Source organism: Flavobacterium resistens (assembly GCF_900182645.1).
Lineage (GTDB): Bacteria > Bacteroidota > Bacteroidia > Flavobacteriales > Flavobacteriaceae > Flavobacterium > Flavobacterium resistens.
The window spans coordinates 559,367-584,391 of the sequence record NZ_FXTA01000001.1 but is presented as its reverse complement, the minus strand read 5'-3'; the positions used below and the strand labels follow the sequence as shown (position 1 = coordinate 584,391).

The window sequence follows — 25,025 nt, the reverse complement described above, 5'->3', positions numbered from 1 at the left end:
AAAATTATGAAATATCTGACTGAAATTGTGTAAGAGTTTGATTTGCAATTAGTACGAAATTTGAATTATAGAAAATGAGAATTGTTATTCAAATCATTTTTATAAAACTAATCAAGTATTGACTACTTTGTAAAACCAAACTAAAATGAAAAAACTATACTTAAACAATGGTGAATTTGATACTGTTTTTAATGATCTTAAAGATAGTTTTCATGGTACGTTGAGCGCCAAAGACAATAATTATAATTTAGATATTCAGTCAAAATGGACTAAAGGTTCTATTAAAGGCACTCGCTTTGATAACAATATTTTGTTTATGCACTTTGACTTGGTTTTTCATCAGGATGTAAGTTTGAGTATAGAAGCATTCCAGTCGGCGCCGGTATTTTTTGTGTACTGCGAAAACGGAAATGTATGCCACAGTTTTGGTTCAAATGGAGAAAAGAAAGTTCTGCATAAAAATCAATCGGCAGTTTTAAACAATTCTTCTGTTATAAATAGTGTTTTATACTTTGAGAGTCATAAACGAATCCAATTTACTTTACTAGGAATGCCAACAATGGACAATAAAAATGTGCCATTAGTATCTCAGGTAAAACAGCATTTCACAAACGATTCGGGAAATTACATTTACATTGGAAAAGAGAATTCCCGGATTTCAAAAAAGATTGAGCAATATAAAACAATGTCAGAAAAAGGTATTGTGGCTACAATTCTTAAAAAAAGCATTTTGAGTCATATTGTAGAAATGGAGATAGAACAACATGCTTTCAATTATTTAAAAACATTCGAGCCAATTGCGGATATAGCCGTAAAACAAATTAACGAAATCAAACGAATTTCGGCTATGAGTTTTTCTGATGTAATGGCTTCTGTCAAACTTTTCAGAGCCAAACATCATTGGTCATTTAAATTATATAACCAGAAATTAGCTAGCTAGCAAGCATTATATATTTTATCTTGAGATACTAAGATGCGGGACTGAGATTCTAAGTTTTTAACTTGGTATCTCAGTTTTTTTTAAGGACTAAGGTTTTTGTTTTTTTTGCTTAGAACCTCAGAACCTTAGTCCCGATAGCTATCGGGATAGCCCCTCAGATTACTCTTTTTCATAGTAAATTATAAAATAGATCATCACTAAATTCAGGAATAAGGAAACACTATTGGTTATTATGATTGGAAGATCTTCTTTCAAAATTCCATAGATAATCCATACAATGATTCCAAAAGTCAGAATTCCAAAAGTTTTTAGCGAAATATCCTTTACTTTTTTTGTTTTCCAAACTTTTAAAATCTGTGGAATTGTCGATACTGTAATGCAGGTTCCAGCAAATAATCCTATGATGTCTATGTAGCTCATTTTTTTAAGATTCTAAGTTGCTAAGTTTTTTTTAACCGCAAAGTGCGCCAAGGTTTACGCAAGGTTCACTAAGTTATTTGCATACAGATTTTAAAGATATGTTTCTTGCGTTCTTCGCGTAAACCTTGGCGTACCTTGCGGTTAATTTTTAGCCCCCAACTAATTCCCCGCCATTAATGTGAATAAATTGCCCTGTAATATAGCTGCTATCCGCGCAGCCCAAAAACACATAGGCTGGTGCAACTTCTGATGGTTGCCCGGCTCTTCCCATCGGATTATCTTTTCCGAAATCAGATAGTTTGTCGAAACTCGCTACAATCAGTGGTGTCCAGATGGGACCTGGCGCAACGCCGTTGACTCTGATTTTTCTTTTTGCAAGCATAGCCGAAAGTGATTTAGTAAAACTTACGATGGCGCCTTTTGTACTGGCATAATCTACTAAATGTTCGCTGCCTCGGTAAGCCGTTACGGAGCTTGTATTGATAATAGTGTCATTTTCATTTAGAAATGGCAACACCGCTTTTGTTATATAGAAATACGGATATATATTAGTTTCAAATGTTTTTTTAAGCTGTGCCGCAGTGATTTTTTCTAATTCGTTTTGCGGATATTGAACCGCAGCATTATTAATTAAAACATTTATTTTTTTAAATAAACTGATGCATTTCTTAACGGCACTTTTACAGAATTTTTCCTCTTTTAAATCACCGCTTATCAAAAGACATTGCTGCCCTTCTTTTTCAATTAATTCTTTAGTAAGTAGCGCATCTTTATCTTCTTTTAAATAAACAATTGCAATGTTGGCGCCTTCTCTGGCAAAATGAACAGCAACGCTTCTTCCAATTCCGCTGTCACCACCCGTAATAAAAGCAACTTTTCCGAGAAGTTTACCGCTTCCAATATAATTTTCCCGAATGATTTCAGGCTCTGGATGCATTAAATATTCATTTCCGGGAAGTTCCTGTTTTTGTTCAGGAAATGTTTTTCTCTTTTCCATATTAATTTCATTTAAAACAATTCAATTCTAATTTAAATCGTTTTATATAAATGAATTAACCTAAATAATTTTTTGATTGCCTCAATAAATGATTTTATATTATTTCAATCAAGACATGGGAATTATATAACGAATTAGATTTCTGATGAAATATAATTTTAACTTTTCTTTATAAATTTGAAAGTTGCGCTAAAGCTATTCAAAATAGGATCAGATGTTTTGAAATCCTTTGCGACAATGCATTTAAACCAAAATATTTTCATTTCATAACACTTTTACCCCTAAACAGATGGTATTAATTGTAGACGATATAAAGGCAAATATTATTGCCTTAAAAAAAACATTAGAGCTGCATAATATTGATGTCGATTCTGCCGAATCTGGGGAAGAAGCACTGAGGAAAATTTTAAAGACAAATTATTGCCTCATTATTATGGATGTTCAAATGCCGGGACTTGACGGCTTTGAAGTAGTGAAAATTCTCTCTGGAAATAAACGCACAAAAGACATTCCCGTTATATTTCTTTCTGCTTTAAATATTGAAAAAAAATATATTTTTAAAGGTTATGAAACTGGCGCCGTAGAATATATCACAAAACCTGTAGATACTGATTTGCTGATGCTAAAAGTGAAAACTTTCATCAAAATTTACGAACAGCAAAACGAGTTAAAAGGCATTAAAGATCTTCTTTCGAAAGAAATAAAAATCAGGAAAGAAGCACAGGATAATCTTGAAATTAAAATTGCCGAGAGAACAAAAGAACTGGTTTTAAAAAATGAAGAATTGGAGATGAAAAACCACGAATTACAGCAATTTGCCTGGGTGGTTTCGCATGATTTAAATGAACCAATTCGGAAAATTCAGATTTTCATAAAAATCATCAAAGATCTTTATTTAACAACCGATGCAAAAGCAATTGATTATGTTGACAGAACGATAAAATCGGCAGAGCGAATGCAGACTTTGATTACCGATCTTTTGGCTTATTCGCGATTATCGGCACAAGTTAAACCAGAAACTACAGATCTTAATGTGGTTTTACAGGAAGTGCTCTCGGATTTTGATTATTTAATTGACCGGAAAAACGCGACGGTCAAAACCTCTGAACTTCCAACTATAGATAGTATTCCAAGCCAATTGCGACAGGTTTTTCAAAATCTGATAGGAAATGCGATAAAATTCTCCGGTGCAAATGAACCGCCTTTAATTGAAATTACTTCGGAATTTATTGCCGAAAAATCATTTGATAGTCCAACTTCTCCCGATGGAAAGTTTTGCCGCATTGTCGTAAAAGACAACGGAATTGGTTTTGACGAAATTTATCTTGATCGCATATTTATTATTTTCCAAAGCCTGAACGATCGTCAGACTTATGAAGGAACAGGAATTGGACTTGCAATTGCTAAAAAAATCATAGAAAAACACAACGGATTAATCACTGCTAAAAGCGAAGTAGGCAAAGGCGCAAGCTTTATCATTGTACTTCCTTTAAAATATGAATAAAACAGTATCAACAAATATGAAGAATAATTTTAAAAGAAATCTGCTGATTAGTTCTTTAGTTTCGTTACTAGTACTTACAATCAGCTCTGTTGCTTCGTTTATTAGTATTAAAAGTTTATTACACAGCAATTTTTGGGTCAATCATACTCAGGAAGTTATTTATAATTTAAACGAAGGTTCGGCGATTATTACAGAAGCACAAACTAGTATGCGAGGTTATTTAATCACGGGTGACGAACAGTTTGTGGACAGATACAATGAATCTGAAGCTAAATCAAATACTTATTTTGACAAATTAGACGAACTTACCGTTGATAATGTTTCTCAGCAAAAACAATTGAAAGAATTACGAATAATGCGCGCCAATTTTTTCAAATATTTAAACAATCAGATAGTCAAAAAACGTCTCGGAAAAGATACCGTGATTTTCGATTTAAATGAAGGCAGGCAAATGATGAACGATTTGCGTACTGTGATTAAAAAAGTTGAAACTACAGAACAAGGACTTTTGGCAGAACGCAATGCCAATTCAGAACGATATGGAAATTACAGTTTAATATTGATTATTGTTGCTTTTTTAATTGCATTTATTATTTCAATTGTTTTCTTGATCCGAATTCTGAAAGACTTTAATGAACGTTCTGCGTTACAACTGGAATTAGAGAAAAAAGATTTTGAAACTGCTCAAAGAATCGAAGCAATCAGCACTATTGCTAATAATATTTCAAATGGAAATTATGATATTCGTGTAGACGACACAAAAGCGGATGCGCTTGGAAGTGTAGGTGAATCATTGAATACAATGGGAATTAATCTTAAGAATTCATTTGATTTATTATCTCAGAAAGAATGGCTACAAACAGGTATTGCCGATTTGAATAATACAATGTTGGGCGAAAAACCATTGCAAAAATTATCAAAAGATGTAATCGAATTTTTATGTAATTATACCAACAGTAGCGCCGGTGTCATGTATGTGGTGGATGGAGATGAACTTGCCGCTACTGCGGGTTACAGTTATATTCCGAGCAAAAATAGGGAACGCATTAAAAAAGGAGAAGGGCTTATTGGTCAGGCTATTACTTCTGGTAAAATGTTAGAATTAAAAACGTTAACGCCAGATGATATTCAGATTAATTATGCTTTAGGACAAATTAAGCCAACTCATATTGTAGCATTGCCATTGTATGATAATAAAATTGAAGGCGCACTCGAACTTGCCAGTATTTATGGATTTTCAGAACTGCATTTGGAGTTTTTGAAAACGGTTTCAAACAACATTGGAATTGCATTACGATCAACTCAAAACAGAAGAAGAGTAATGGAATTGCTTGAAGAAACCAAAGCACAATCTGAAGAGTTACAGGAGCAGCACACTGAATTGGAAGCAATTAATGCCGAATTGGAAGCACAAACCGAAAAACTTCAGGCATCTGAAGAAGAATTAAGAGTGCAACAAGAAGAATTGGAACAAACCAACGAAGAATTGTCGGAAAGAAGTGTTTTATTGGAAGAAAAAAACAATGAAATTCAGAAAAAATCGGAAGCTCTGGAACTTACAACACGATATAAATCAGAGTTTTTAGCCAACATGTCGCATGAATTGCGAACTCCGTTAAACTCAATTCTGCTTTTAAGTCGATTATTATCTGAAAATAATAATCAAAGCATGAACAATGAAGAAATTGAATTTGCAAAAGTGATTCAGAGTTCAGGAAACAGTTTATTAGGTTTGATCGATGAAATTCTGGATTTGTCTAAAATTGAAGCCGGAAAAATGGAATTAGAGTTCCTTGATGTTTCGACCAAAGAAATTACGGATTCGCTTTGGAACTTATTTAATTTGGTTGCAAAAGAAAAAGGAATTGAGTTCGAAATTATTTCGAAAGATGCGCCAATTGTCATTAAAACAGACAAAATGCGATTGGAGCAAATTCTGAAAAACCTGATTTCAAACGCCATTAAATTTACCGAAAAAGGAAAAGTTAGTCTGGAAATAAAAATCAGTACCGATGATGAAAAAATCATTTGTTTTATTGTAAAAGATACCGGAATCGGAATTCCATTAGAAAAACAGCCACTTGTTTTTGAAGCTTTTCAGCAAGCAGATGGCTCAACAAAACGTAAATATGGCGGAACTGGTTTAGGGCTTTCAATCAGCAGAGAATTGGCAAAATTGCTTAGAGGAGAAATTATATTGCACAGTAAAGTCAATGAAGGAAGTTCTTTCACTTTATGCCTTCCGGTTTTTGGAATGGCTTACAATAAAATTAATGTGGAAAAAATTCCGCCTACTGAATTTGCAGAAGTAGAATCTGAGGCAGAACCAGTTCAAGAAAAAAAATACATTAGTTCTGTAATTCCTGATGAAATTGATGACGACCGAAATTCAATTAAAACAGGCGATAAGGTAATTTTGATAATTGAAGATGATGTTAATTTTGCAAAATCACTTTTGGCTTTTACACGTCAAAAAGGATACAAAGGAGTCGTTGCGGTTCGTGGCGATTATGCATTGAATTTTACATTGCTGTATAAGCCAGTTGGAATTTTATTAGATATTGAACTTCCAATAAAAAGCGGCTGGGAAGTTTTAGAAGAATTAAAAAATAATTTTGAAACCAAGCATATTCCTGTGCATATTATGTCATCTCATAAATTGAAACAGGAAAGTTTGCTGAAAGGCGCAGTTGATTTCTTAGATAAACCGGTGGCTTTCGAAAAAATTCCGGATGTATTTTTACGAATCGAACATATCATCAATAAAGAAGCGCAAAAGGTATTAATTATTGAAGATAATCCTAAGCACGCCAAGGCTTTGTCTTATTTCTTGGAAACATATAATATTAATTCAGAAATTAAAAGTGAAGTTTCCGAAGGACTTCAGGCTTTAAATAAAAGTGAAGTCGATTGTGTAATTCTCGATATGGGAATTCCGGACAAACAAGCTTATCAGATTTTGGATGGTGTGAAGAAAAACCCAGGATTAGAGAATTTGCCTGTAATCGTTTTTACAGGAAAAAGTTTATCACTTAAAGAAGAAGTAAAAATCAAAAAATATGCCGATTCGATTATTGTAAAAACGGCACATTCGTATCAAAGAATGTTGGATGAGGTTTCTCTTTTTCTGCATTTGGTTGAAGATAAAAAAGAAGGTAAAAACAAAAATGACGGACATAAAAAGCTAAATTTACTGAACAACATTCTGCACGAGAAAAAAGTGTTGATAGTTGACGATGATGTTCGAAATATTTATTCGCTGACAAAAGCGTTAGAGGTTTTTAAAATGAATATTATTACGGCTTTTGACGGAAAAGAAGCCATCAAGATATTAAATGAAAATCCAGATACTGATATTGTTTTATTAGATATGATGATGCCGAATATGGATGGTTACGAAACAGCAGAGAAAATTAGGGCAAATCCGAAATTTTTGAATTTACCGTTGATTGCCGTAACCGCAAAAGCCATGACAGGAGACAGAGAAAAATGTATTAAAGCAGGAGCGTCAGATTATATTACAAAACCGGTTGATGTGGACCAATTATTATCATTGCTGCGAGTTTGGCTGTATGATAAAGTTTAAAAATAAAAAAGTTATGCCATTTTCGATAACTATCGCGAGTGAAAAAAATAGAACAGAAATATGAGTAAAAAACGACTTTTAATTGTTGATGACGATTCCAGAAATATCTTCGCATTAGAACATACTTTGCGTGTCAAATCATACGATTGTTTGTCATGTACAAGTGCAGAAGATGCTTTAAAGCTATTAAAATCTGATGAAAAGATTGATGCCGTTTTACTGGATATGATGATGCCCGAAATGGATGGTTATGATGCAATTCCGTTAATAAAAGCGATTCCGTCAAGAACATCTATTTTTGTTATTGCGGTAACAGCTCAGGCAATGACGGGCGATAAAGAAAAATGTTTAGAGGCTGGGGCAGACGATTATATTTCAAAACCAGTTGATGTTGATAAGTTACTGCTTGTTTTAAGCAAAATTTGAATGGAATATGATTGAGGATATTGAGTTAGAGATGCTTATCAATGAAGTTTATGAATACTATGGTTTTGATTTTGGAAGTTATTCCAGAGCTTCGCTCAAACGTCGTGTAAACCGGATTTTTCATTTAGATGGTTTTACGCATTTTCACGAATTTCTTTCAAAAGTTCGTTCAGATCCCGAATATTATAAAAGAATGGTAGACGAAATTACGGTGAATGTAACCGAGATGTTTCGCGATCCCGCATTTTATAATGTTTTGCGAACCCAAATTCTGCCTTTATTAGGAACGAAACCATTTATTAGATTGTGGCATGCCGGATGTTCTACAGGTGAAGAAGTATATTCGATGGCAATTATGCTCAAAGAGGCCGGTTTGCTTCATAAATCTTTAATTTATGCAACCGATATAAATGCAACGGTTTTAGAAACAGCCAAAAAAGGAATTTTCCCGCTCCGAATGATGAAAGAGTATTCACAAAATTATCGTGATGCAGGAGGTCAGGAAGATTTTTCAAGTTATTATACTGCCAATTATGGTATCGCAAAATTTAATGGCGATTTGGGAGCGAAAATGGTTTTTTCACAGCACAATCTCGTTTCAGATAATTCATTCAATGAATTTGATATGATTTTGTGCCGAAATGTTTTAATCTATTTTGATGCCGATTTGCAAAAACGTGTTATTAATTTGTTTGATGAAAGTTTAGCTGTTTTAGGTTTTTTAGCTTTAGGAACTAAAGAAACTATAAAATATTCGATTGCTTCAAATAAATACAAACAATTGGATAAAGATAAGATATGGAGGAAATTAAAATAATATCAGATTGTAAAGTAGTGATTATTGGAGGATCTGCGGGAAGTCTGAATGCTTTAATGCAGATTTTGCCGGAGCTTATAAAACTCAATGATTTTGCACTTGTAATTGTTCTTCACAGAAAAAGTACAGATGAAGAGACTTTAGAGGATTTAATTACACTGAAATCAAATATAAAAGTAAAGCCCGTTGAAGATAAAACACCGCTTTTGCCTGGGTTTATTTATATCGCGCCATCCAATTATCATTTACTGTTTGAAAAAGAAGGAATTCTGGCTTTAGATACATCAGAAAAGATAAACTACAGCCGTCCAAGCATTGACGTTTCGTTTGAATCGGCGGCAGAGATTTATGGATCTTCCTTAATCGCCATTTTATTATCGGGTTCAAATTCAGACGGAACAGAAGGTTTAAAATCGATTAAAGCAGCAGGTGGATTAATTGCGGTTCAAAATCCTCTTTCAGCCGAAATGCCTTTTATGCCTAATAACGCCATTTTATACACAAATCCTGATTTCATTTTAAATATTCAGGAAATACTTCATTTTATTGTTTCAATAAATAGTCAATGATTTAGTTTTTGGGTTTTTGATCTTCAGGAAGGATAACTTTGTTTAATTCAGCTTCTTCTGCCGCTCTTTTTTTAGCCGCTTTTCCTTTTCCAATTGGTAATCCAGCCGTAATATACCAAGATCTGTTAAATTGATTATTTGGCCCGTCACCTTTCATTACAGTAACCAGACCATAATAATATTGAACAGTAAAGTTAAGTCCGTTTCCAACATTTAAATGATAACCTAAACCAGCAGCAAGTCCGGCATCAATAACATGAATTTGATCGCGGATATTTCTTTTGTAGATTACATCATCTTTTTCATATTCAGTTTTGAATTCATCAAATGCTTTCGCCAATAAACCAAACTGAGGTCCCGCTTTAACATAAATATTGTTTTTGAATTGATATTTGATTAAAATCGGAACATTAAAATAGCGTATTTCACGGTTCACACTTCCTCCAACAAAAGTATTGTCTAAATTAACATCGCCCGTAGGATAAACGGGAATTCCCTGCGCACCCATAGGAGATTTTACGATTACACCAGTATTAATCATCCAGGCAGGATTTTTCCTTGATCTAAGGTCAAAATAAAACCCAAGATTAAAACCAGGATTCGTTCCTGAAGACTCCATGTTTGAAATCGTAGAAAAATTAACGCCACCTTCTAAGCCAAATTCCAAAAACTCAGAATTAAGTTTGTCTCCAAAAATCAAGGAAATTAAAACTTGTGACCGTGCCGATGAAATGCAAAAGAAAGTGAAGACGATTAATAAAATCTTTTTCATAAAATGGATGAATTACAGTCCAAAACGATATTGTAAACTTCCCAATACTTGAGTACGACTTGCTAAGAAGCCACATTCTGCACGAAACATAAAATGTTTATTGAATTGATACTGCGACCCAATGATAAAGTTCCACATATCTTTTGGTCTTTTTTGAAGCGAATACTGTACAGATGAATCTGAGGCTGTGCTCAACGCTCCGTCCAGGGTAGCCAAGAAAGTTCCTGCTCTTTCTAAAGCTCTGTCTGCAGTATTATGTTTAGCTATATTAACCGGATTTTTTTGTTCAGCTGGGCTTAAACCGTCCCACCAGTTATCTACTTTTGTTTGGTTTTCAGATACTTTTTGAAGTCCGCTATCCACTTTAGCCTGAGCGCTACTTAAATCAATAAAATCAGACAAAGGTAAATCTCCATTAGTATCTCCAGAGATATGAACTCTGAAGCCTCCAACCCAAACTGCTATATTTTGTTCTGGTTTATTGAATTTAAATGTTTTTCCTAATCTCGGCCCAAAAACATAAGAAAATGCAGGTTTATCAAGCGAACTGATATCTGTCCATGCCATATTCATATCAAGTGCCAGCCAGCCTCCGCCAATACCAATTGTTGGCGTCATTCCAATACCAAAAGTCGTAGCGTCAAAATTTGCTTTGGTGCTAAAATTTGCAATTTCAGACCAGTTATTATCGGCATCTGGAACCCAAATTCCGGCATTAATTTTAGTGGAAGTATTTGCTTTTCCAAAAATTCCATAAATGTTTAAAAATGGAAGGAGCCAAATATCGGGACGAATAGTTAATGCACTTGCTTCTACGGTTGATTTATCAAATCTTACGATTTCATCTAAGTTATATTGGGGGCCATGATTAAAACCAATATTTAAATCATTGATAACAATTTCTGATTCCTGCCAAAAATAATTAACAGAAACTCCAGCAGAATAAGGAAGTTTGTATCCTTTTTGGGCTACTTTTTCTCCCCAGATGGGCAAAGCATAAGGATATTTTTCGACAGCTAGACTGTCTTTTAATTCTGCATTTTTTTTTCCTACAATTTTGTCGGTATAAACCTGCCCGAAAATTTGTATGCTAAATAATAATAAAAAGGCTGATATTAATGTTTTACATTTCATTGATTAGAGTGTTTTAATGTTAATTAATAAACTGCGAAAAATAAATATGCACTAATAAATATGGGGTAATCTTTTTATCTGCTATACGTAGTGTAGGTTTTAAAATTATGCTTAAGGCTTCATAATGTGTTAATTAATGTTAAAGTTAACGAAATTTTCTTACCTCTTGCAAAATTTCTTAATAAAGTATCAATTCACTTAAAAAATAAGTCAACAGTTGTTAAAAGCTAGTTTGCTGTTTTTTACATTTATCAATATCAATAATTTATATTTTTAAAAAATAATAGTATTTTTACAACATGAAATGGATTACAGTATTATTGTCAATTTATTTGATGGCACTTTCAAATATGCCTTGTGCAGATATGGAAGTGAATAGTGCTGCGCATAAAACAGCTCAGTTTTCTTCTGAAGCAAATCATTCTCATGATAAAGACAACGATTTATGTTCGCCATTTTGTGCTTGTAATTGCTGTGGAGCTCAGGTATTAAATTATCAAAATGTTGCAGTTTTTGAGTTTCCTTCAGAAAATCATCTTATTTCAATTCCTTTACCAAGTTATAATTCTGTTTTTGCTTCCAATTTCTATGGAAGTATTTGGCAACCCCCTCAAATAGCATAATGATACCTGACCTAATTTAAATTAGGATCAGGATAGAGAGTTGCGGACTTTCCGCACATTTAGGGCAATATTCTGCCTAATTTCTCATATCATTATATTATTCAAATGCTAGATAAAATCATTCAATTTAGTATAAAGAACAAATTCGTTATACTATTATTTACCCTCGTGCTTATTGCATGGGGAAGTTATTCGCTTAAAAAATTGCCACTTGATGCTTTGCCGGATGTCACAAACAATCAGGTGCAAATTATTACTACGGCGCCCACTTTGGCAAGTCAGGAAGTAGAACAATTAATTACTTATCCGTTAGAAAGAGCTGTAAAAACAGTTCCGGAAGTAATTGAACTCCGCAGTATCTCCCGTTTCGGATTATCAGTTGTAACCGTTGTTTTTGAAGACGATGTAGATATTTACTGGGCTCGTGAGCAGATATTTCAACGTTTAAAACAAGCCGAAGAAAATATTCCTGATTATGTAAATTCTCCCGAATTAGCGCCTATTTCTACAGGCTTAGGCGAAATTTATCAATATGATGTTTATGCCAAAAAAGGCTATGAAAACAAATACAGTGCGATAGAACTGAGAACAATTCAGGACTGGATTATTATTCCACAACTACAAGGTGTTCGTGGCGTAGCTGAGGTAAGTGCGTGGGGCGGAAAATTAAAACAATACGAAATCGCCGTTAACCCGAATATGCTCAATAGTTTAGGTGTTACCATTACCGAAATTTTTGATGCTTTAGAAAAAAACAATCAAAACACAGGTGGCGCTTATATTGAAAAAGATCAATATACCTACTTTATTCGCGGAGTAGGAATGGCGAAAGGCATTAAAGATCTTGAAAATGTTGTAGTAAAAAACAGAAACGGTTCACCGGTTTTAGTACGTAACGTTGCTCAGGTGCGTGAAGGAGTTGCATTACGTTATGGCGCTTCTACAAAAGACGGAAAAGGCGAAATTGTTTCAGGTATGGTTTTAATGCTGAAAGGAGAAAATTCCAGTGCTGTTGTAAATCGTGTTCATGAAAAAATGGCCCAAATCAACAAAAGTCTACCAGAAGGGGTTGTTGCAGAAGCCTTTATAGACAGAGGGAAACTCGTGGATAATTCGATTAAAACTGTTGCAAAGAATTTATTAGAAGGAGCCTTAATCGTCATTTTTGTACTGATTTTATTTTTAGGAAATCTTCGTGCCGGATTAATAGTTGCTTCGGTTATTCCGTTGGCGATGTTATTTGCTGTTATTCTGATGAATGCTTTTGGCGTAAGCGGGAATTTGATGAGTTTAGGTGCAATAGATTTCGGAATCATTGTCGATGGCGCCGTAATTATTGTCGAAGCCACAATGCATCATCTTCAGAAATTGAAAAACAAAAAAGAATTAACGCAGGAAGAAATGGATTCCGAAGTCTATAATTCGGCTTCAAAAATCAGGAATAGTGCCGCTTTTGGAGAAATAATCATTTTAATCGTTTATCTGCCAATACTTGCTTTAATTGGAACCGAAGGAAAAATGTTTAAGCCAATGGCAATGACAGTTGGTTTTGCCATTATTGGAGCTTTTATTCTTTCCCTGACTTACATTCCAATGATGAGTGCTTTGTTTCTTTCCAAAAAAACAGATCATAAAGAAAACATCAGTGATCGAATGATTGCTTGGTTAGAAAATAAATATACGCCTTTGTTAAATAAAGCTTTGGAATTTAAAAAAGTGGTTCTTTCTATCGCTTTAGGATTGTTTGCTTTGGCATTTATTATTTTCCAAAACATGGGAGGCGAATTTATTCCAACAATCGAAGAAGGTGATTTAGCGATAAATGCCACAATTATGACGGGAAGTTCGCTTACGCAGATGGTAGAAACCACTACAAAATTCGAACAGATTTTAAAAGCTAAATTCCCTGAAATCAAAACCATTGTAACCAAAATAGGAAGCGGCGAAATTCCAACCGACCCAATGCCAATTGAAAGTGGTGATTTGATTATTGTTTTAAAAGAGAAAAAAGAATGGAAGGGTAAATATCATAATTGGGAAGAATTGGCAAATGCTATGAAAGAAGAAATGGAAATAATTCCTGGTGCCAATATTGAGATTTCACAGCCAATCCAAATGCGTTTTAACGAATTAATGACCGGAAGCCGATCTGATATTGCTATTAAGATTTTTGGCGACGATTTGGATATTCTGGATTCGAAAGCAACAGAATTGATTTCGAAAATCAAAAACATTGAAGGAATTGGCGACTTAAAAGCAGATAAAGTAACAGGATTGCCTCAAATTACGATTAAATACGATTACAATAAAATTGCCCTTTACGGATTGAATATTTCGGATATCAATCAAATCATTCGTTCGTCATTTGCTGGCGAAAGCGCCGGAAAAATCTATGAAGAAAACAAAAGATTTGATGTTGTTGTAAGAATGAATGAAGACAATCGTGGTGATATTACAGATGTAAGCAATTTGTTTATTCCGCTTCCAAATGGCCAACAAGTGCCGCTTTCTCAAGTGGCTTCGGTTGAATACGAACAAGGTCCGGTGCAGGTTATCCGCGAAGATGGAAAACGAAGAATTACAGTTGGACTTAATGTGAGAGGAAGAGATATAAAAAGCGTTGTTGAAGAAATCCAGGCAAAACTTGATAAAAATTTTAAACTTCCCGTAGGTTATTACGTAACATACGGCGGACAATTTGAGAATTTAATTGAAGCTTCGAAAAGACTTTTTGTCGCGTTGCCAATTGCTTTGGGATTGATTTTAGTTTTACTCTATTTTACTTTCAAAAGTGTAAAACAAGCGCTGTTGATTTTTACCGCCATTCCATTATCAGCCATCGGAGGTGTTTTTGCGCTTTCGCTGAGAGGAATGCCGTTTAGCATTTCAGCCGGAATTGGTTTTATTGCTTTATTCGGAATTGCGGTTTTAAATGGAATCGTACTGATTTCATATTTTAATCAATTAAAAACAGAAGGAATTTTAGATCCGTTGCAACGTGTTTTAATCGGAACCAAAACAAGATTAAGACCGGTTTTAATGACAGCTTCTGTAGCTTCATTAGGATTTTTGCCAATGGCATTATCAACAAGCGGTGGGGCAGAAGTTCAAAAACCATTAGCAACCGTGGTTATCGGCGGATTAATCTCGGCAACTTTATTAACCCTGATCGTTTTGCCGATTTTTTATTTAATGCTAGAACGTAGGCTGAACCGCAAAGAGCGCAAAGATTTACGCGAAGAACGCTAATAAATTTTAAAAGAAAGAAAAATGAATTCAATATATAAAACTCAAAATTTAACTTTTGCGGACTTTGCGAAAAAAACCTTGCGAACTTTGCGGTTAAGTGTGTTTCTATTGGCAAGTACAGTAATATTTGCACAGCAATCTATAACCTTAGAAAAAGCAATTGAACTAGCCAAATCAAACAATATCGACCTAAAAATCGCTGATAAAGAAATTGAAAAACAAACGATTTTGAAAAAAGCAGCTTTTCAGCCAGATCCACTTCAGGTGCAATATCAAGGCGGTCAATTCAATAGTGCCGATTATGATCATAACGTTTCTGTACAACAATTTTTTCCTTTAGGAAATATTACAAAAGCCAATCGGCAATTGCAGGAAGAATTGGCAAAATTGGCTGAAAAAAGAAAAGCTTTGTCTTCTTATGAAATTGAAAAAGCCGTGACTTTAGCCTATTATCAATATTTGTATGGCATTTCGATTCAGAAATTGAACGCTGAACTGAATGAGATTTATACCAAATTCCTAAAGAATGCTGAACTTCGTTTTAAAACTGGAGAAAGCGGAAATATTGAAGTAATTAGTGCAAAAGCCAAAGTAAAAGAAATTGAAACGCAGAAAGCACAATTAGAATACGATTTGGCGATTTATCAGAAACAATTGCAATTTTTTATTCAAACGAATGAAAATATAGTTCCGGATCAAAATACAGCTTTGCAATATACTTTCATAGAAAATCAGCAAAACACAAAGGCAGAAACTTTAGTAACGGATTTGTATCAACAACAGATTTCAGTTTATCAAAAAGAAGCTCAAACTTTTAAAGCGTTAAGAACACCAAAAGTTGGCTTAGGTTATTTTGCACAAACCATTAATACAGAATCTCTTTTTCAGGGTTTTACAGCAGGATTACAGATTCCGCTTTTTGGAGGTGTAAATACGACGAAAGCCAAAGCGGCAGAAATCAGTATTTCGCAATCACAATTGGCTTTAGACAAAAATAAAATGATTTTAAACCTGCAAAGAGATGAATTGCAGAATAACTTCGAAAAGCAGCAGAAAAATTTAGCTTATTTTCAGAATGAAGGCTCGCAATACGCCAATCAGATTATTGAAACGGCGCAGAAAAGTTACGCAAATGGCGATATGAGTTATTGGTCGTATATCAGTTTTTTAAATCAGGCAATTGATATTAAAAAACAATTTGCAGAGGCTACGCACAGCTACAATCAAAGTGCAATCGAACTTCAATTCCCAACCATCAAAAACAATTAAAAATGAAAAATATATTTAATTATTTAACCGGAAAGAGCGCAAAGATTTTAACGCAAAGTTCGCAAAGTTTAATTTCCTTGCGTGCCTGGCGCTTTGCCTTTGCGATCCTTGCGGTTAACATTATTCTAACAAGTTGTAATGATAAGAAAACTGAAGAACCGCAAGAAGAAGAAAAATCGACTACAGAAGTTGTTTTAACCACTTCTCAATACAAAACAGTCGGAATTGAAACCGGAATTGTCGAAGATCGAAATCTGAAGAAAATCATTAAAGCGAATGGATACACAACAGTTCCTCCTCAAAATTCAGCTGAGGTTTCGACTTTAATTGGCGGAACCGTAAAAGACATTTATGTTTTGGAAGGAACTTTTGTCAATAAAGGAAAAGTTTTGGCAACAATTCAAAATCTGGAAGTAATTGAAATGCAGGAAGATTACCATTCGGCTACAGCTAATGTAGAATATTTGCAATTGGAATATAACCGTCAGAAAACTTTGAGTGATGAAAATGTAAATCCGAGAAAGACTTTTCAGGAAGTAAAAGCAAAATTAGCGGCTGAAAGAGCACGCGCACAAGCAGCAAAAAATAAACTTGATGCTTTGCACGTAAGTACAAAAGGAACAACGTCAGTAGTTCCAATTGTTTCACCAATAAATGGTTATGTTGGAAAAATCAATATTGCTAAAGGTGCTTTTGCAAATACAGGAGTTTCACTTTTTGAAGTAGTTGATAATAGTCAGATGCATTTGGATTTAAATGTTTATGAAAAAGATTTAGGTTCGATTTCAATTGGTCAGGTAATTGATTTTGTATTAACAAATCAGTCGAATAAATCGATTAAAGGAAAGATTTTCGGAGTCAATAAATCATTTTCTAATGAAAGTAAAACCGTTGCTGTTCACGCTAAAATCGATCCTGCTGACGCAAAAGGTTTAATTCCGGGAATGTATGTTTCGGCGAATATTAATATTACCAATGCTACGGTTCCTGCCTTGCCAAAAGATGCTGTGGTTAAAAACGCAGATAAGTATTTTGTATTTGTGCAAGAGAATGAAAAAACAGAGCAAAAACACGATCATGCAGTTGGCGAAAAAGAAGAAGTTCATGAACAGGAAGTTCATTTTAAAGCTATAGAAGTAGTTCCTGGAACAACAGATTTAGGCTTTACAGAAGTTAAGTTTGTAAATGAAGTTCCTGCGAATGCTAAAATTGTAACGAAAGGCGCTTTTTATCTGCTTTCAGCAATGAAAGGTGGAGGAGAGCATGAGCATTGATTTTTAAAGGTGCTATCCCGATAGTTATCGGGACTAAGAAGCTAAGTCGCTAAGTTTTTTTCTATAGATTTTATAAGATTAATTTGAGTTGCTTCCAGCTTTAGCTGGAGGCAATTCAATTGAAAAACTTTGCAGCTTCGCGCCTTTGCGTGATTAACTCCTTTCAACATTAAAAAACTTTGTGTCTTAGTGCCTTTATGGCAATAAACTTTGCTACAAATTGCTTAAATTTAGGACATTATTTAAACAAAACTTCAGGCATTTAAAACGTGAAACCTGAAACTTGAAACTCAAAAAATGATACATCAAGATAAAGAAGTAAAAAATACAAAAAGCAAGCCTAAAGCTTCCTGCTGCTGCTCGCACGATGAACCAATACATTTAGAAAATGATGGACATGATCACGGAGGTCATGATCATGAACACAATACTGAAGGCGGGCTTTTTAAACTTTTTATGCCGTCAATAATTTCCCTTGTTTTATTGATTATCGGAATTGGATTTGACAACTATTATCCTCAAAATTGGTTTACAGGATATATCAGAATTGCGTGGTACATTATTGCTTATCTTCCAGTTGGGATTCCAGTTTTGAGAGAAGCTTATGAAAGCATTGTAAAAGGCGATATTTTCTCTGAATTTTTCCTGATGTGTATTGCAACAATTGGCGCTTTTGCAATCGGCGAATATCCAGAAGGTGTTGCAGTTATGTTGTTTTATACAATTGGAGAAACTTTTCAGGGAATGGCAGTAAATCGGGCGAAATCGAGTATTAAAAGTTTGCTGGATCAGCGCCCTGATGAGGTTACGATTTTAGAAAATAATGTTGCTCTAAAAGTAAAGGCAAAAGACGTTCAGATTGGAGTGGTTATTCAACTGAAAGCGGGTGAAAAATTAGGTTTAGACGGCGAATTATTATCTGATTCTGCTTCGTTTAATACTGCAGCTTTAACGGGAGAAAGTAAACCTGATACGAAGAAGAAAGGTGAAACTGTTTTGGCAGGAATGATAAACGGAAATACGATTGCTGAAGTAAAAGTTACAACCGCTTACAACGACAGTAAATTATCTAAAATTTTAGAGCTGGTACAAAATGCTACAACCAAAAAAGCGCCAGCGGAATTGTTCATCAGAAAATTTGCCAAAATTTATACGCCAATTGTAGTGTATTTAGCAATCGCAATTTGTTTGATTCCGATGCTTTTCGTAGACAATTACGTTTTTAGCAACTGGTTATACAGAGCATTAGTTTTTTTAGTTATTTCTTGTCCTTGTGCACTGGTTATCAGTATTCCACTTGGGTATTTTGGAGGAATCGGTGCTGCAAGTAAAAACGGAATTCTGTTTAAAGGAAGTAATTTTCTGGACAGTATTTCGACAATCCAGAATGTGGTGGTTGATAAAACCGGAACGATGACAGAAGGCGTTTTTAAAGTTCAGGAAGTTATTATAAAAACTGAATTTGATAAAGGAGAAATTCTGAAAATTGTAAATACCTTAGAAAGCCGAAGTACACATCCTGTGGCAACTGCAATTCATAATCATGTCGGACCAATTGATTCTTCTGTAGAATTGAAAAATATAGAAGAAATTGCCGGACATGGTTTAAAAGCTTCCTTTAACGGAAAAGAACTTCATGTTGGAAACTTCAAACTTTTGGATAAATATACTATTCCGTACGATATTGATCCGTCAGCAATAGTTTATACCACAATTGCGATTGCTTATGACGGAAAATTTGCTGGATATTTAACAATTGCAGATGAAATCAAGGAAGATGCAAAAGAAACGGTTTTAAAACTAAAATCTTTGGGTGTAAAACTAACAATGCTAAGTGGCGATAAAACCAATGTAGTTCAATTTGTTGCTGATAAACTTGGAATTGCAAAATCGTTTGGAGATTTGCTTCCCGAAGATAAAGTCAATAAAGTAAACGAAATTAAAGCTAAAAACGAATCAGTCGCATTTGTTGGTGATGGTGTTAACGATGCGCCTGTAATTGCGCTCAGCACAGTTGGAATCGCAATGGGAGGTTTAGGAAGTGATGCCACTATTGAAACCGCAGATATTGTAATTCAGGATGATAAACCAAGTAAAATTGCAATGGCAATCAACATTGGAAAACAAACCAAAAAAATTGTCTGGCAGAATATTACGCTGGCTTTTGTTGTAAAAGCTTTTGTCTTAATTCTGGGCGCGGGCGGATTAGCAACTATGTGGGAAGCTGTTTTTGCTGATGTTGGAGTGGCGTTGTTGGCGATTTTGAATGCCGTTAGAATTCAGAAGATGAAGTTTTAGAGTATCATAAAGAATCAATAATATCTTTCCATCTTTTTTCGGAATAAAATGTATTAAATTCTTTATTTGATAAGAGTACTTTTTTATCCAAATCTCCTCTGAGATAATTCAAATTTAAAAAATCTAAAGAAATGCTTCTGTACTGTTCGTCATGAGTTTGATTGTAAATTTTTGCAAACAGTTCAGAAGCTTCAAAATTTTGTTCACTTGTCATTCCGCCCAAAATCATGGACGCATTATTATAATTATCATATACTTTCTGAAACTCTTTTGTCTCGTAATACTTTTTAGCCTCATTTATTAGATTTAATGTACTCTCAATATCTTTTTTATCCTTTTTTGACGCTTCTTCAGCTGTTGGAATCGTGTATTTAAAACCATAATTTAAAGCATAAATTTTTAAAGGAAGAAGCTCAAATTCATTTCTTCTTTTATCAGCTTCATTTTCTTTAATTATACCTCTAAAACTTGAAGCTTCACCATTTTGTGTCCAATTTACCTGCGTTCCGTAAACTTGTTTATAATTGAGATTGCATTGCACTCGGTCGTACAAAAAAGCATAGTTTTCCATGTCCAATTCTTTCGTCCCTTTTAATTTGTCCATTTCATGTAAAGCTGCTTTCTGGAATAAAATATCCTGATCTGCATGCTGTACAATTAGCCAGAAATTATGGGCACCATCTTTTCCTATTTCTGATATTTTTGGCCAGTTATAGTTTTTCAGAATCTCTTTTGCTTTCGACAGATTTTTAAAATCTAAGTCGTTAATTTTCTGCTGTAATTCATTCAAGAGAACAGGATCTGAAGTTTGTATTTTCCAATATCTAATTTTCTGATCTGCAATTCCCATTGCGTTGATTTGTTTACGCAATTCTGGAAGTTTTAATTTCTTTTCATATTGCTGCTCTTTCAATTGTGCTTTTTGTTTAATTGTTTTCCACATATATGGATATTTAGCACGTAAAAAATCAAAATACGGATCTATGGAAAGTTGCTCTGCTTCAGTCCATCCTTTATTTAGAGCTATATTTAAATATTTAAAAGCTTCCGTTTTATTTTGAGCTAACGAATACATTCCCGCAGCTTTATAAGCATTTAATGCATCAGGTTCTTCAAGCAAAAAAGCTTTTTCCAGTTTTATAATAGCGTTTTTAAAATCTTTTTGAAGATGAAGTAAAGAAGCTTCTGCGATTAATTTTTCATATGCGAGATTGGTTTGCGCGTTAGAAACGTAAAAGCTCCAAAATAATAATATGAGGAAGAAGTATCTTTTCATACAGGTTAAAACTATATTATAAATATTTTTTTCTGTGATGAAAATACAAATTATATTTTTATCTATTTGATATGAAATGATTTATAAATGTAATTCAATTATATTTTCATCATTTTCTAAAGTTATTTTGATTGGATTCCTTTCAGAAGGAATCTGAGTTGGATACCAATTTCTTGTAGGCTGCACCAGAATCAATAAACCTTCATGATCGCCAATTGCAGCAAATTTTTCGGTATTTGTATTTTGAGAAAAGAAATGAAGTCCATGTTCTTCGATTAATTGGTTTCCTAATTTTAGTGGACTTTCCGTAACAATTCCGATTTCGCTTATGCTTAAAATAGAAGCAGAGTTGAATTCACCAACTTGTTCATTATTAAGATCATGTCTGGCAATGAATTCGAGTAAATTTCCGTTATGGTCAAAGAAATAAATAGAATGTGCATTCCAATTTTCGAAATGAGTAACAACACTTTTGTCATCCAAAACAATTAAATCAACTTTGTCCTGACACCATTGAATAGCTTCTTCAAGCTGATTTTCAGGAATATTAAAGGCAAAATGGTATATGGAATTAAATTCGGGATCTTCAATAAATTTTAAAATAGAAGTTCCAGCCTGAAATGTTATTGATTTTTGATCATTTTCCAGAATAAAAAGCCCAAAAAGGTTCTGATAAAATGTTTTAGTTTTTTGAATATCGTTTGTTGTAATTTGTATTTGATCTATTCTCATGGCGGTAATTTTTATAAAAGAAAAAAGCTTCTTTAGAGTGATAGACAAATTTAAAAAATGCCAGTGATATCTAGGATGTGGCGTTATTTTATGCGTCAATGAAAGAATAAAAAATAATTATTGATTGAAGTTAAATAGCATATCTAAATATTTTATTAAAGTTACAAAAAGAGAAACTATCATAGTGGTAAGATTATCGAAAAAACTTTCCTCTTGTAATCTTCGTGTTTAAATAAAAAAAGCCCGATTACTATCGGGCTTTTGTGTTTTAGTAAGTAGCAGGTTTTCTAACATTTTTTCCCACTTTTTGATTCAAATCATCACCAAGATCTTCTCTCGCTGTATCGGCAATTTTTTGAATTTGGGCTACAATTTCAGGATACAATTGCTGAACATCGCGAACTTCTCCGGGATCATGTGCTAAATCGTAAAGCGCCATTGAAAATTCTGCGGAAGCGCCTTCACCACGAAGTCCATCTTTTCCTTGTAATTTTTTATTGTAAGTAGTGCCTTTATGAGGGAAAACCAATTTCCAGTGTTTGTATCGAATAGCTTCGAGATTATTGCTTCCAACTCCAAAATAATAATAAAAAATCTCTCTTGGTCCATTAGTAGTTTTTCCAGTTAACAAAGGAAGAAAATTCAAGCCGTCTATTTGGTTTTTTGGTAATGAAGCTCCTGTAATTGCTGCAATTGTTGGCAGCAAATCCATGTTTGTCATTAACGAGCTGTTTACGGTTCCGGCATTTATTTTTCCGGGCCAACGAATCAGGAACGGGACTCTTGTGCCACCTTCCCAAGTTGTTGATTTTCCTTCTCGAAAACCGCCCGAAGAACCAGCATTATCGCCAAAAACCAACCACGGACCATTGTCGCTGGTTAAAATCAAAACGGTATTTTTAGCAATTCCTTCTTTATCTAAAGTTTTCATTATTTCACCAATAGACCAATCGAGTTCCATGATTACATCGCCAAAAAGCCCTAAATCACTTTTCCCTTTAAATTTATCAGAAACAGCCAAAGGTGCGTGTGGCAAAGGATGCGTGAGATATAAAAAGAAGGGATCTTTTTTATTTTTTTTGATAAAACCAATTGCTTTTTCTGTAAAAAGAGTCGTCAATTTTGAAGCATCTTTTATATTTTCAATAGTATCAATAATAGTTGTATTACTGATTAACGGAAGCGGAGGGAAGCTCGAACGCATATCTTTAGAATCCGTAACTTTTGAATAACCATCATAATCAATTGGCCAAACATCGTGCGAATAAGGAATGCCATAAAACTCATCAAAACCATAATTTGTTGGCCAGTATGGAAGTTGATTACCTAAATGCCATTTTCCATAATTGGCCGTTTTATATCCGTTTTTCTTCAAAAGTGAAGCAATTGTTTCTTCATTTGGATTTAATGCATGATGCGCTCCCGGAAGCAATACACCCGACATTCCGATTCGGTTAGGATAACAGCCCGTCAATAAAGCAGCTCTCGATGCAGTACAAATGGCTTGTCCGGCATTAAAATTAGTAAATCGCATTCCTTCCTGCGCGATTTGGTTAAAATGAGGCGTATTTACTCCAGTCATTCCATAAGGTTCAGTGTCGCCGTAACCCATATCATCCATGTTGATGATAATGATGTTAGGTTTAGTATTTGAGTTTTTGCTTTGAGCAATACTAAAGGAAGTAATTGCCATAAGAAGAATTAAAAAGAGACTTCTTTTCATAATTTACGGTTTTAGGATTTTAAATAGTGTAATGGCTTGTATAAGTTTGGTTGGCTACAAATATATTCTTAAACCGCGGAATAAAAATAAAAAAGCCTGTTTCATTTATCGAAACAGGCTAGAAAGTTTGTGAACTTTAGGGCACATTCACAAACCTTTACATTTTAATTATTTTGGCATTTCCGGAACTATAATACGTCTTGTAGGCGTACTTAAAGTTTCGATGAAGGCTAATAAATCGTTGATTTCTTCTTTGTTCAAATCTAATTTTCGAAGCATCGGATCTGTTTTTGGAATCAGAGAATCTCTTGCCGTACCCAAATACTTTTTCTGAACCGGAGATGGATTTCCCAAATTATACAATTCCACAACATCTAATAAAGAAGGAAAATGCCCGTGATGCATCCAGGGTTTTGTGTTTACGACTTCGCGAAGTGTTGGAGTTCTGAATTTACCGATGTCTTTTTCATCTTTGGTAACATTATAACGTCCGAAATCTTCATTTTTTGTTCCGAATAAAGTCTGTCCGTCATTATGAAATTGATTATCGCTGAAATAAGGCGTATTATGACAATTAATGCATTGTGCTTTGGTTCGGAATAAATGCATTCCTTTGACTTGTGAGTCTGTAAAAGCATCTGATTTTCCGCTTACAAACTGATCAAATTTACTCTTCGGACTGTTGATTGATCTTTCAAAAGTGGCAATTGCATATTGAATTCTTTCCAAAGTCACTTTTTTATCTCCAAAAGCCGAAACAAACAATGAATTGTAACCTTTAATTTTGGCAATTTTATCAACGGCAATCGTCAGTTTTTCATTCATTTCTAAAGGATCTGCTACTGGAAATTGCGCCTGATTTTCTAAGCTTGAAGCACGTCCGTCCCAAAAAAGAGAAGTGGCATAAGCCGAGTTTAAAATAGTCATAGAATTACGTTTTCCAGTTTGACGATCGTGACCAAAAGAACGTGTCAAATTATCTGTCCAGCCCAATTCTGGATTATGACAGGAAGCGCAGGCAATCTGACCACTTTTTGATAATCTCGGATCAAAAAATAAAATCTTTCCTAAACTTTCTTTTTCCTTAGAATATGGATTATAAGCAGGATAAGGAACAGCAGGAAGCACTCCAATATCCTGAAATTTAGATTTATCTACATTTTCATGTAATTCAGCAGCAGGCCATTTCGAAGAATCTCCACCAGAATAAAGTTTTCGTAATTCCTGAATATCAATGTAATCAGGATTTTCCACACTTTTGTAAGCTGTCAGACAAAGCAGGAAAAGGATTGGAAAGAGTAGTTTTTTCAATTTTGCTTATTTTTTGATTTTGTTTTGATTTGTTTCAGGTTTCAAGTTTCAGGTTTTGCAGTAACTTGAAACTTGAAACCTGAAACTTGAAACCTGAAACTTTAT

Annotated in this window: 19 protein-coding genes; 11 read left to right on the top strand and 8 right to left on the bottom strand. The window is 34.1% G+C overall.

Translation table 11 applies throughout. The features are described from left to right. Positions 1-145 precede the first annotated feature (145 nt). Positions 146-940 carry a hypothetical protein gene (locus tag FN795_RS02365; RefSeq protein WP_142449200.1) on the top strand — a complete coding sequence of 265 codons (795 nt, stop codon included), beginning with the start codon at positions 146-148 and terminating at the stop codon, positions 938-940. A gap of 159 nt (positions 941-1,099) precedes the next feature. On the opposite strand, the gene FN795_RS02360 is transcribed toward FN795_RS02365, so the two are convergent. After that, complete coding sequence (locus FN795_RS02360) at positions 1,100-1,360, bottom strand: SemiSWEET family sugar transporter (RefSeq protein ID WP_142449199.1); 261 nt, start codon at positions 1,358-1,360, stop codon at positions 1,100-1,102. Between the two features lie 148 nt (positions 1,361-1,508). Next, positions 1,509-2,357 carry an SDR family oxidoreductase gene (locus FN795_RS02355; protein ID WP_142449198.1) on the bottom strand — a complete coding sequence of 283 codons (849 nt, stop codon included), beginning with the start codon at positions 2,355-2,357 and terminating at the stop codon, positions 1,509-1,511. Between the two features lie 289 nt (positions 2,358-2,646). On the opposite strand from FN795_RS02355, the gene FN795_RS02350 reads away from it, so the two are divergent. Genes FN795_RS02350 through FN795_RS02330 form a run of 5 tightly spaced genes read left to right on the top strand, consistent with a single transcriptional unit; the run spans position 2,647 to position 9,259 of the window. Continuing rightward, positions 2,647-3,861: a hybrid sensor histidine kinase/response regulator gene (locus FN795_RS02350; protein ID WP_142449197.1), complete on the top strand. Its 1,215-nt coding sequence runs from the start codon at positions 2,647-2,649 to the stop codon at positions 3,859-3,861. Positions 3,862-3,877: 16 nt separating this feature from the next. Next, a complete protein-coding gene (locus FN795_RS02345) occupies positions 3,878-7,447 on the top strand; it encodes a response regulator (protein WP_142449839.1) in 3,570 nt (1,189 codons plus the stop codon). Positions 7,448-7,507: 60 nt separating this feature from the next. Next, positions 7,508-7,873 (top strand): response regulator, encoded by a 366-nt coding sequence (locus FN795_RS02340; protein ID WP_142449196.1) that lies wholly within the window; start codon positions 7,508-7,510, stop codon positions 7,871-7,873. Between the two features lie 7 nt (positions 7,874-7,880). Next, positions 7,881-8,690, top strand: a complete 810-nt coding sequence (locus FN795_RS02335; protein WP_142449195.1) for a CheR family methyltransferase — start codon at positions 7,881-7,883, stop codon at positions 8,688-8,690. Then, complete coding sequence (locus tag FN795_RS02330; RefSeq protein WP_142449194.1) at positions 8,672-9,259, top strand: chemotaxis protein CheB; 588 nt, start codon at positions 8,672-8,674, stop codon at positions 9,257-9,259. The genes FN795_RS02335 and FN795_RS02330 overlap by 19 nt, the downstream gene beginning before the upstream one ends. Before the next feature lies 1 nt (position 9,260). Here FN795_RS02330 and FN795_RS02325 read toward each other — a convergent pair whose 3' ends face one another. Both FN795_RS02325 and FN795_RS02320 read right to left on the bottom strand, forming a co-directional pair. Then, positions 9,261-10,031, bottom strand: coding sequence for a porin family protein (locus FN795_RS02325; RefSeq protein ID WP_142449193.1), 771 nt, complete (start codon positions 10,029-10,031; stop codon positions 9,261-9,263). Between the two features lie 12 nt (positions 10,032-10,043). Beyond that, positions 10,044-11,165, bottom strand: coding sequence for a hypothetical protein (locus FN795_RS02320; RefSeq protein ID WP_142449192.1), 1,122 nt, complete (start codon positions 11,163-11,165; stop codon positions 10,044-10,046). Positions 11,166-11,464: 299 nt separating this feature from the next. On the opposite strand from FN795_RS02320, the gene FN795_RS02315 reads away from it, so the two are divergent. The 5 genes from FN795_RS02315 to FN795_RS02300 all read left to right on the top strand — a co-directional run bounded on the left by FN795_RS02315 (position 11,465) and on the right by FN795_RS02300 (position 19,878). Next, entirely contained in the window at positions 11,465-11,788 is a 324-nt protein-coding gene (locus tag FN795_RS02315; protein ID WP_244289935.1) for a DUF6660 family protein, read from the top strand. A 105-nt stretch (positions 11,789-11,893) separates the two neighbouring features. Further along, on the top strand, positions 11,894-15,037 hold the full coding sequence (locus tag FN795_RS02310) for an efflux RND transporter permease subunit (RefSeq protein ID WP_154275346.1): 3,144 nt from the start codon (positions 11,894-11,896) through the stop codon (positions 15,035-15,037). A 21-nt stretch (positions 15,038-15,058) separates the two neighbouring features. After that, entirely contained in the window at positions 15,059-16,306 is a 1,248-nt protein-coding gene (locus FN795_RS21525) for a TolC family protein (RefSeq protein WP_154275347.1), read from the top strand. Positions 16,307-16,308: 2 nt separating this feature from the next. Continuing rightward, on the top strand, positions 16,309-17,580 hold the full coding sequence (locus FN795_RS02305) for an efflux RND transporter periplasmic adaptor subunit (protein WP_142449191.1): 1,272 nt from the start codon (positions 16,309-16,311) through the stop codon (positions 17,578-17,580). A gap of 297 nt (positions 17,581-17,877) precedes the next feature. After that, positions 17,878-19,878 (top strand): heavy metal translocating P-type ATPase, encoded by a 2,001-nt coding sequence (locus FN795_RS02300; RefSeq protein WP_142449190.1) that lies wholly within the window; start codon positions 17,878-17,880, stop codon positions 19,876-19,878. Between the two features lie 4 nt (positions 19,879-19,882). Here FN795_RS02300 and FN795_RS02295 read toward each other — a convergent pair whose 3' ends face one another. The 4 genes from FN795_RS02295 to FN795_RS02280 all read right to left on the bottom strand — a co-directional run bounded on the left by FN795_RS02295 (position 19,883) and on the right by FN795_RS02280 (position 24,920). Further along, positions 19,883-21,154, bottom strand: coding sequence for a DUF6624 domain-containing protein (locus tag FN795_RS02295; protein WP_142449189.1), 1,272 nt, complete (start codon positions 21,152-21,154; stop codon positions 19,883-19,885). Between the two features lie 81 nt (positions 21,155-21,235). Continuing rightward, entirely contained in the window at positions 21,236-21,886 is a 651-nt protein-coding gene (locus tag FN795_RS02290; RefSeq protein ID WP_142449188.1) for a VOC family protein, read from the bottom strand. Between the two features lie 268 nt (positions 21,887-22,154). Continuing rightward, positions 22,155-23,609, bottom strand: coding sequence for a sulfatase family protein (locus tag FN795_RS02285; RefSeq protein WP_142449187.1), 1,455 nt, complete (start codon positions 23,607-23,609; stop codon positions 22,155-22,157). 168 nt (positions 23,610-23,777) lie between these two features. Then, positions 23,778-24,920 carry a cytochrome-c peroxidase gene (locus FN795_RS02280; RefSeq protein ID WP_154275348.1) on the bottom strand — a complete coding sequence of 381 codons (1,143 nt, stop codon included), beginning with the start codon at positions 24,918-24,920 and terminating at the stop codon, positions 23,778-23,780. Positions 24,921-25,025 lie beyond the last annotated feature (105 nt).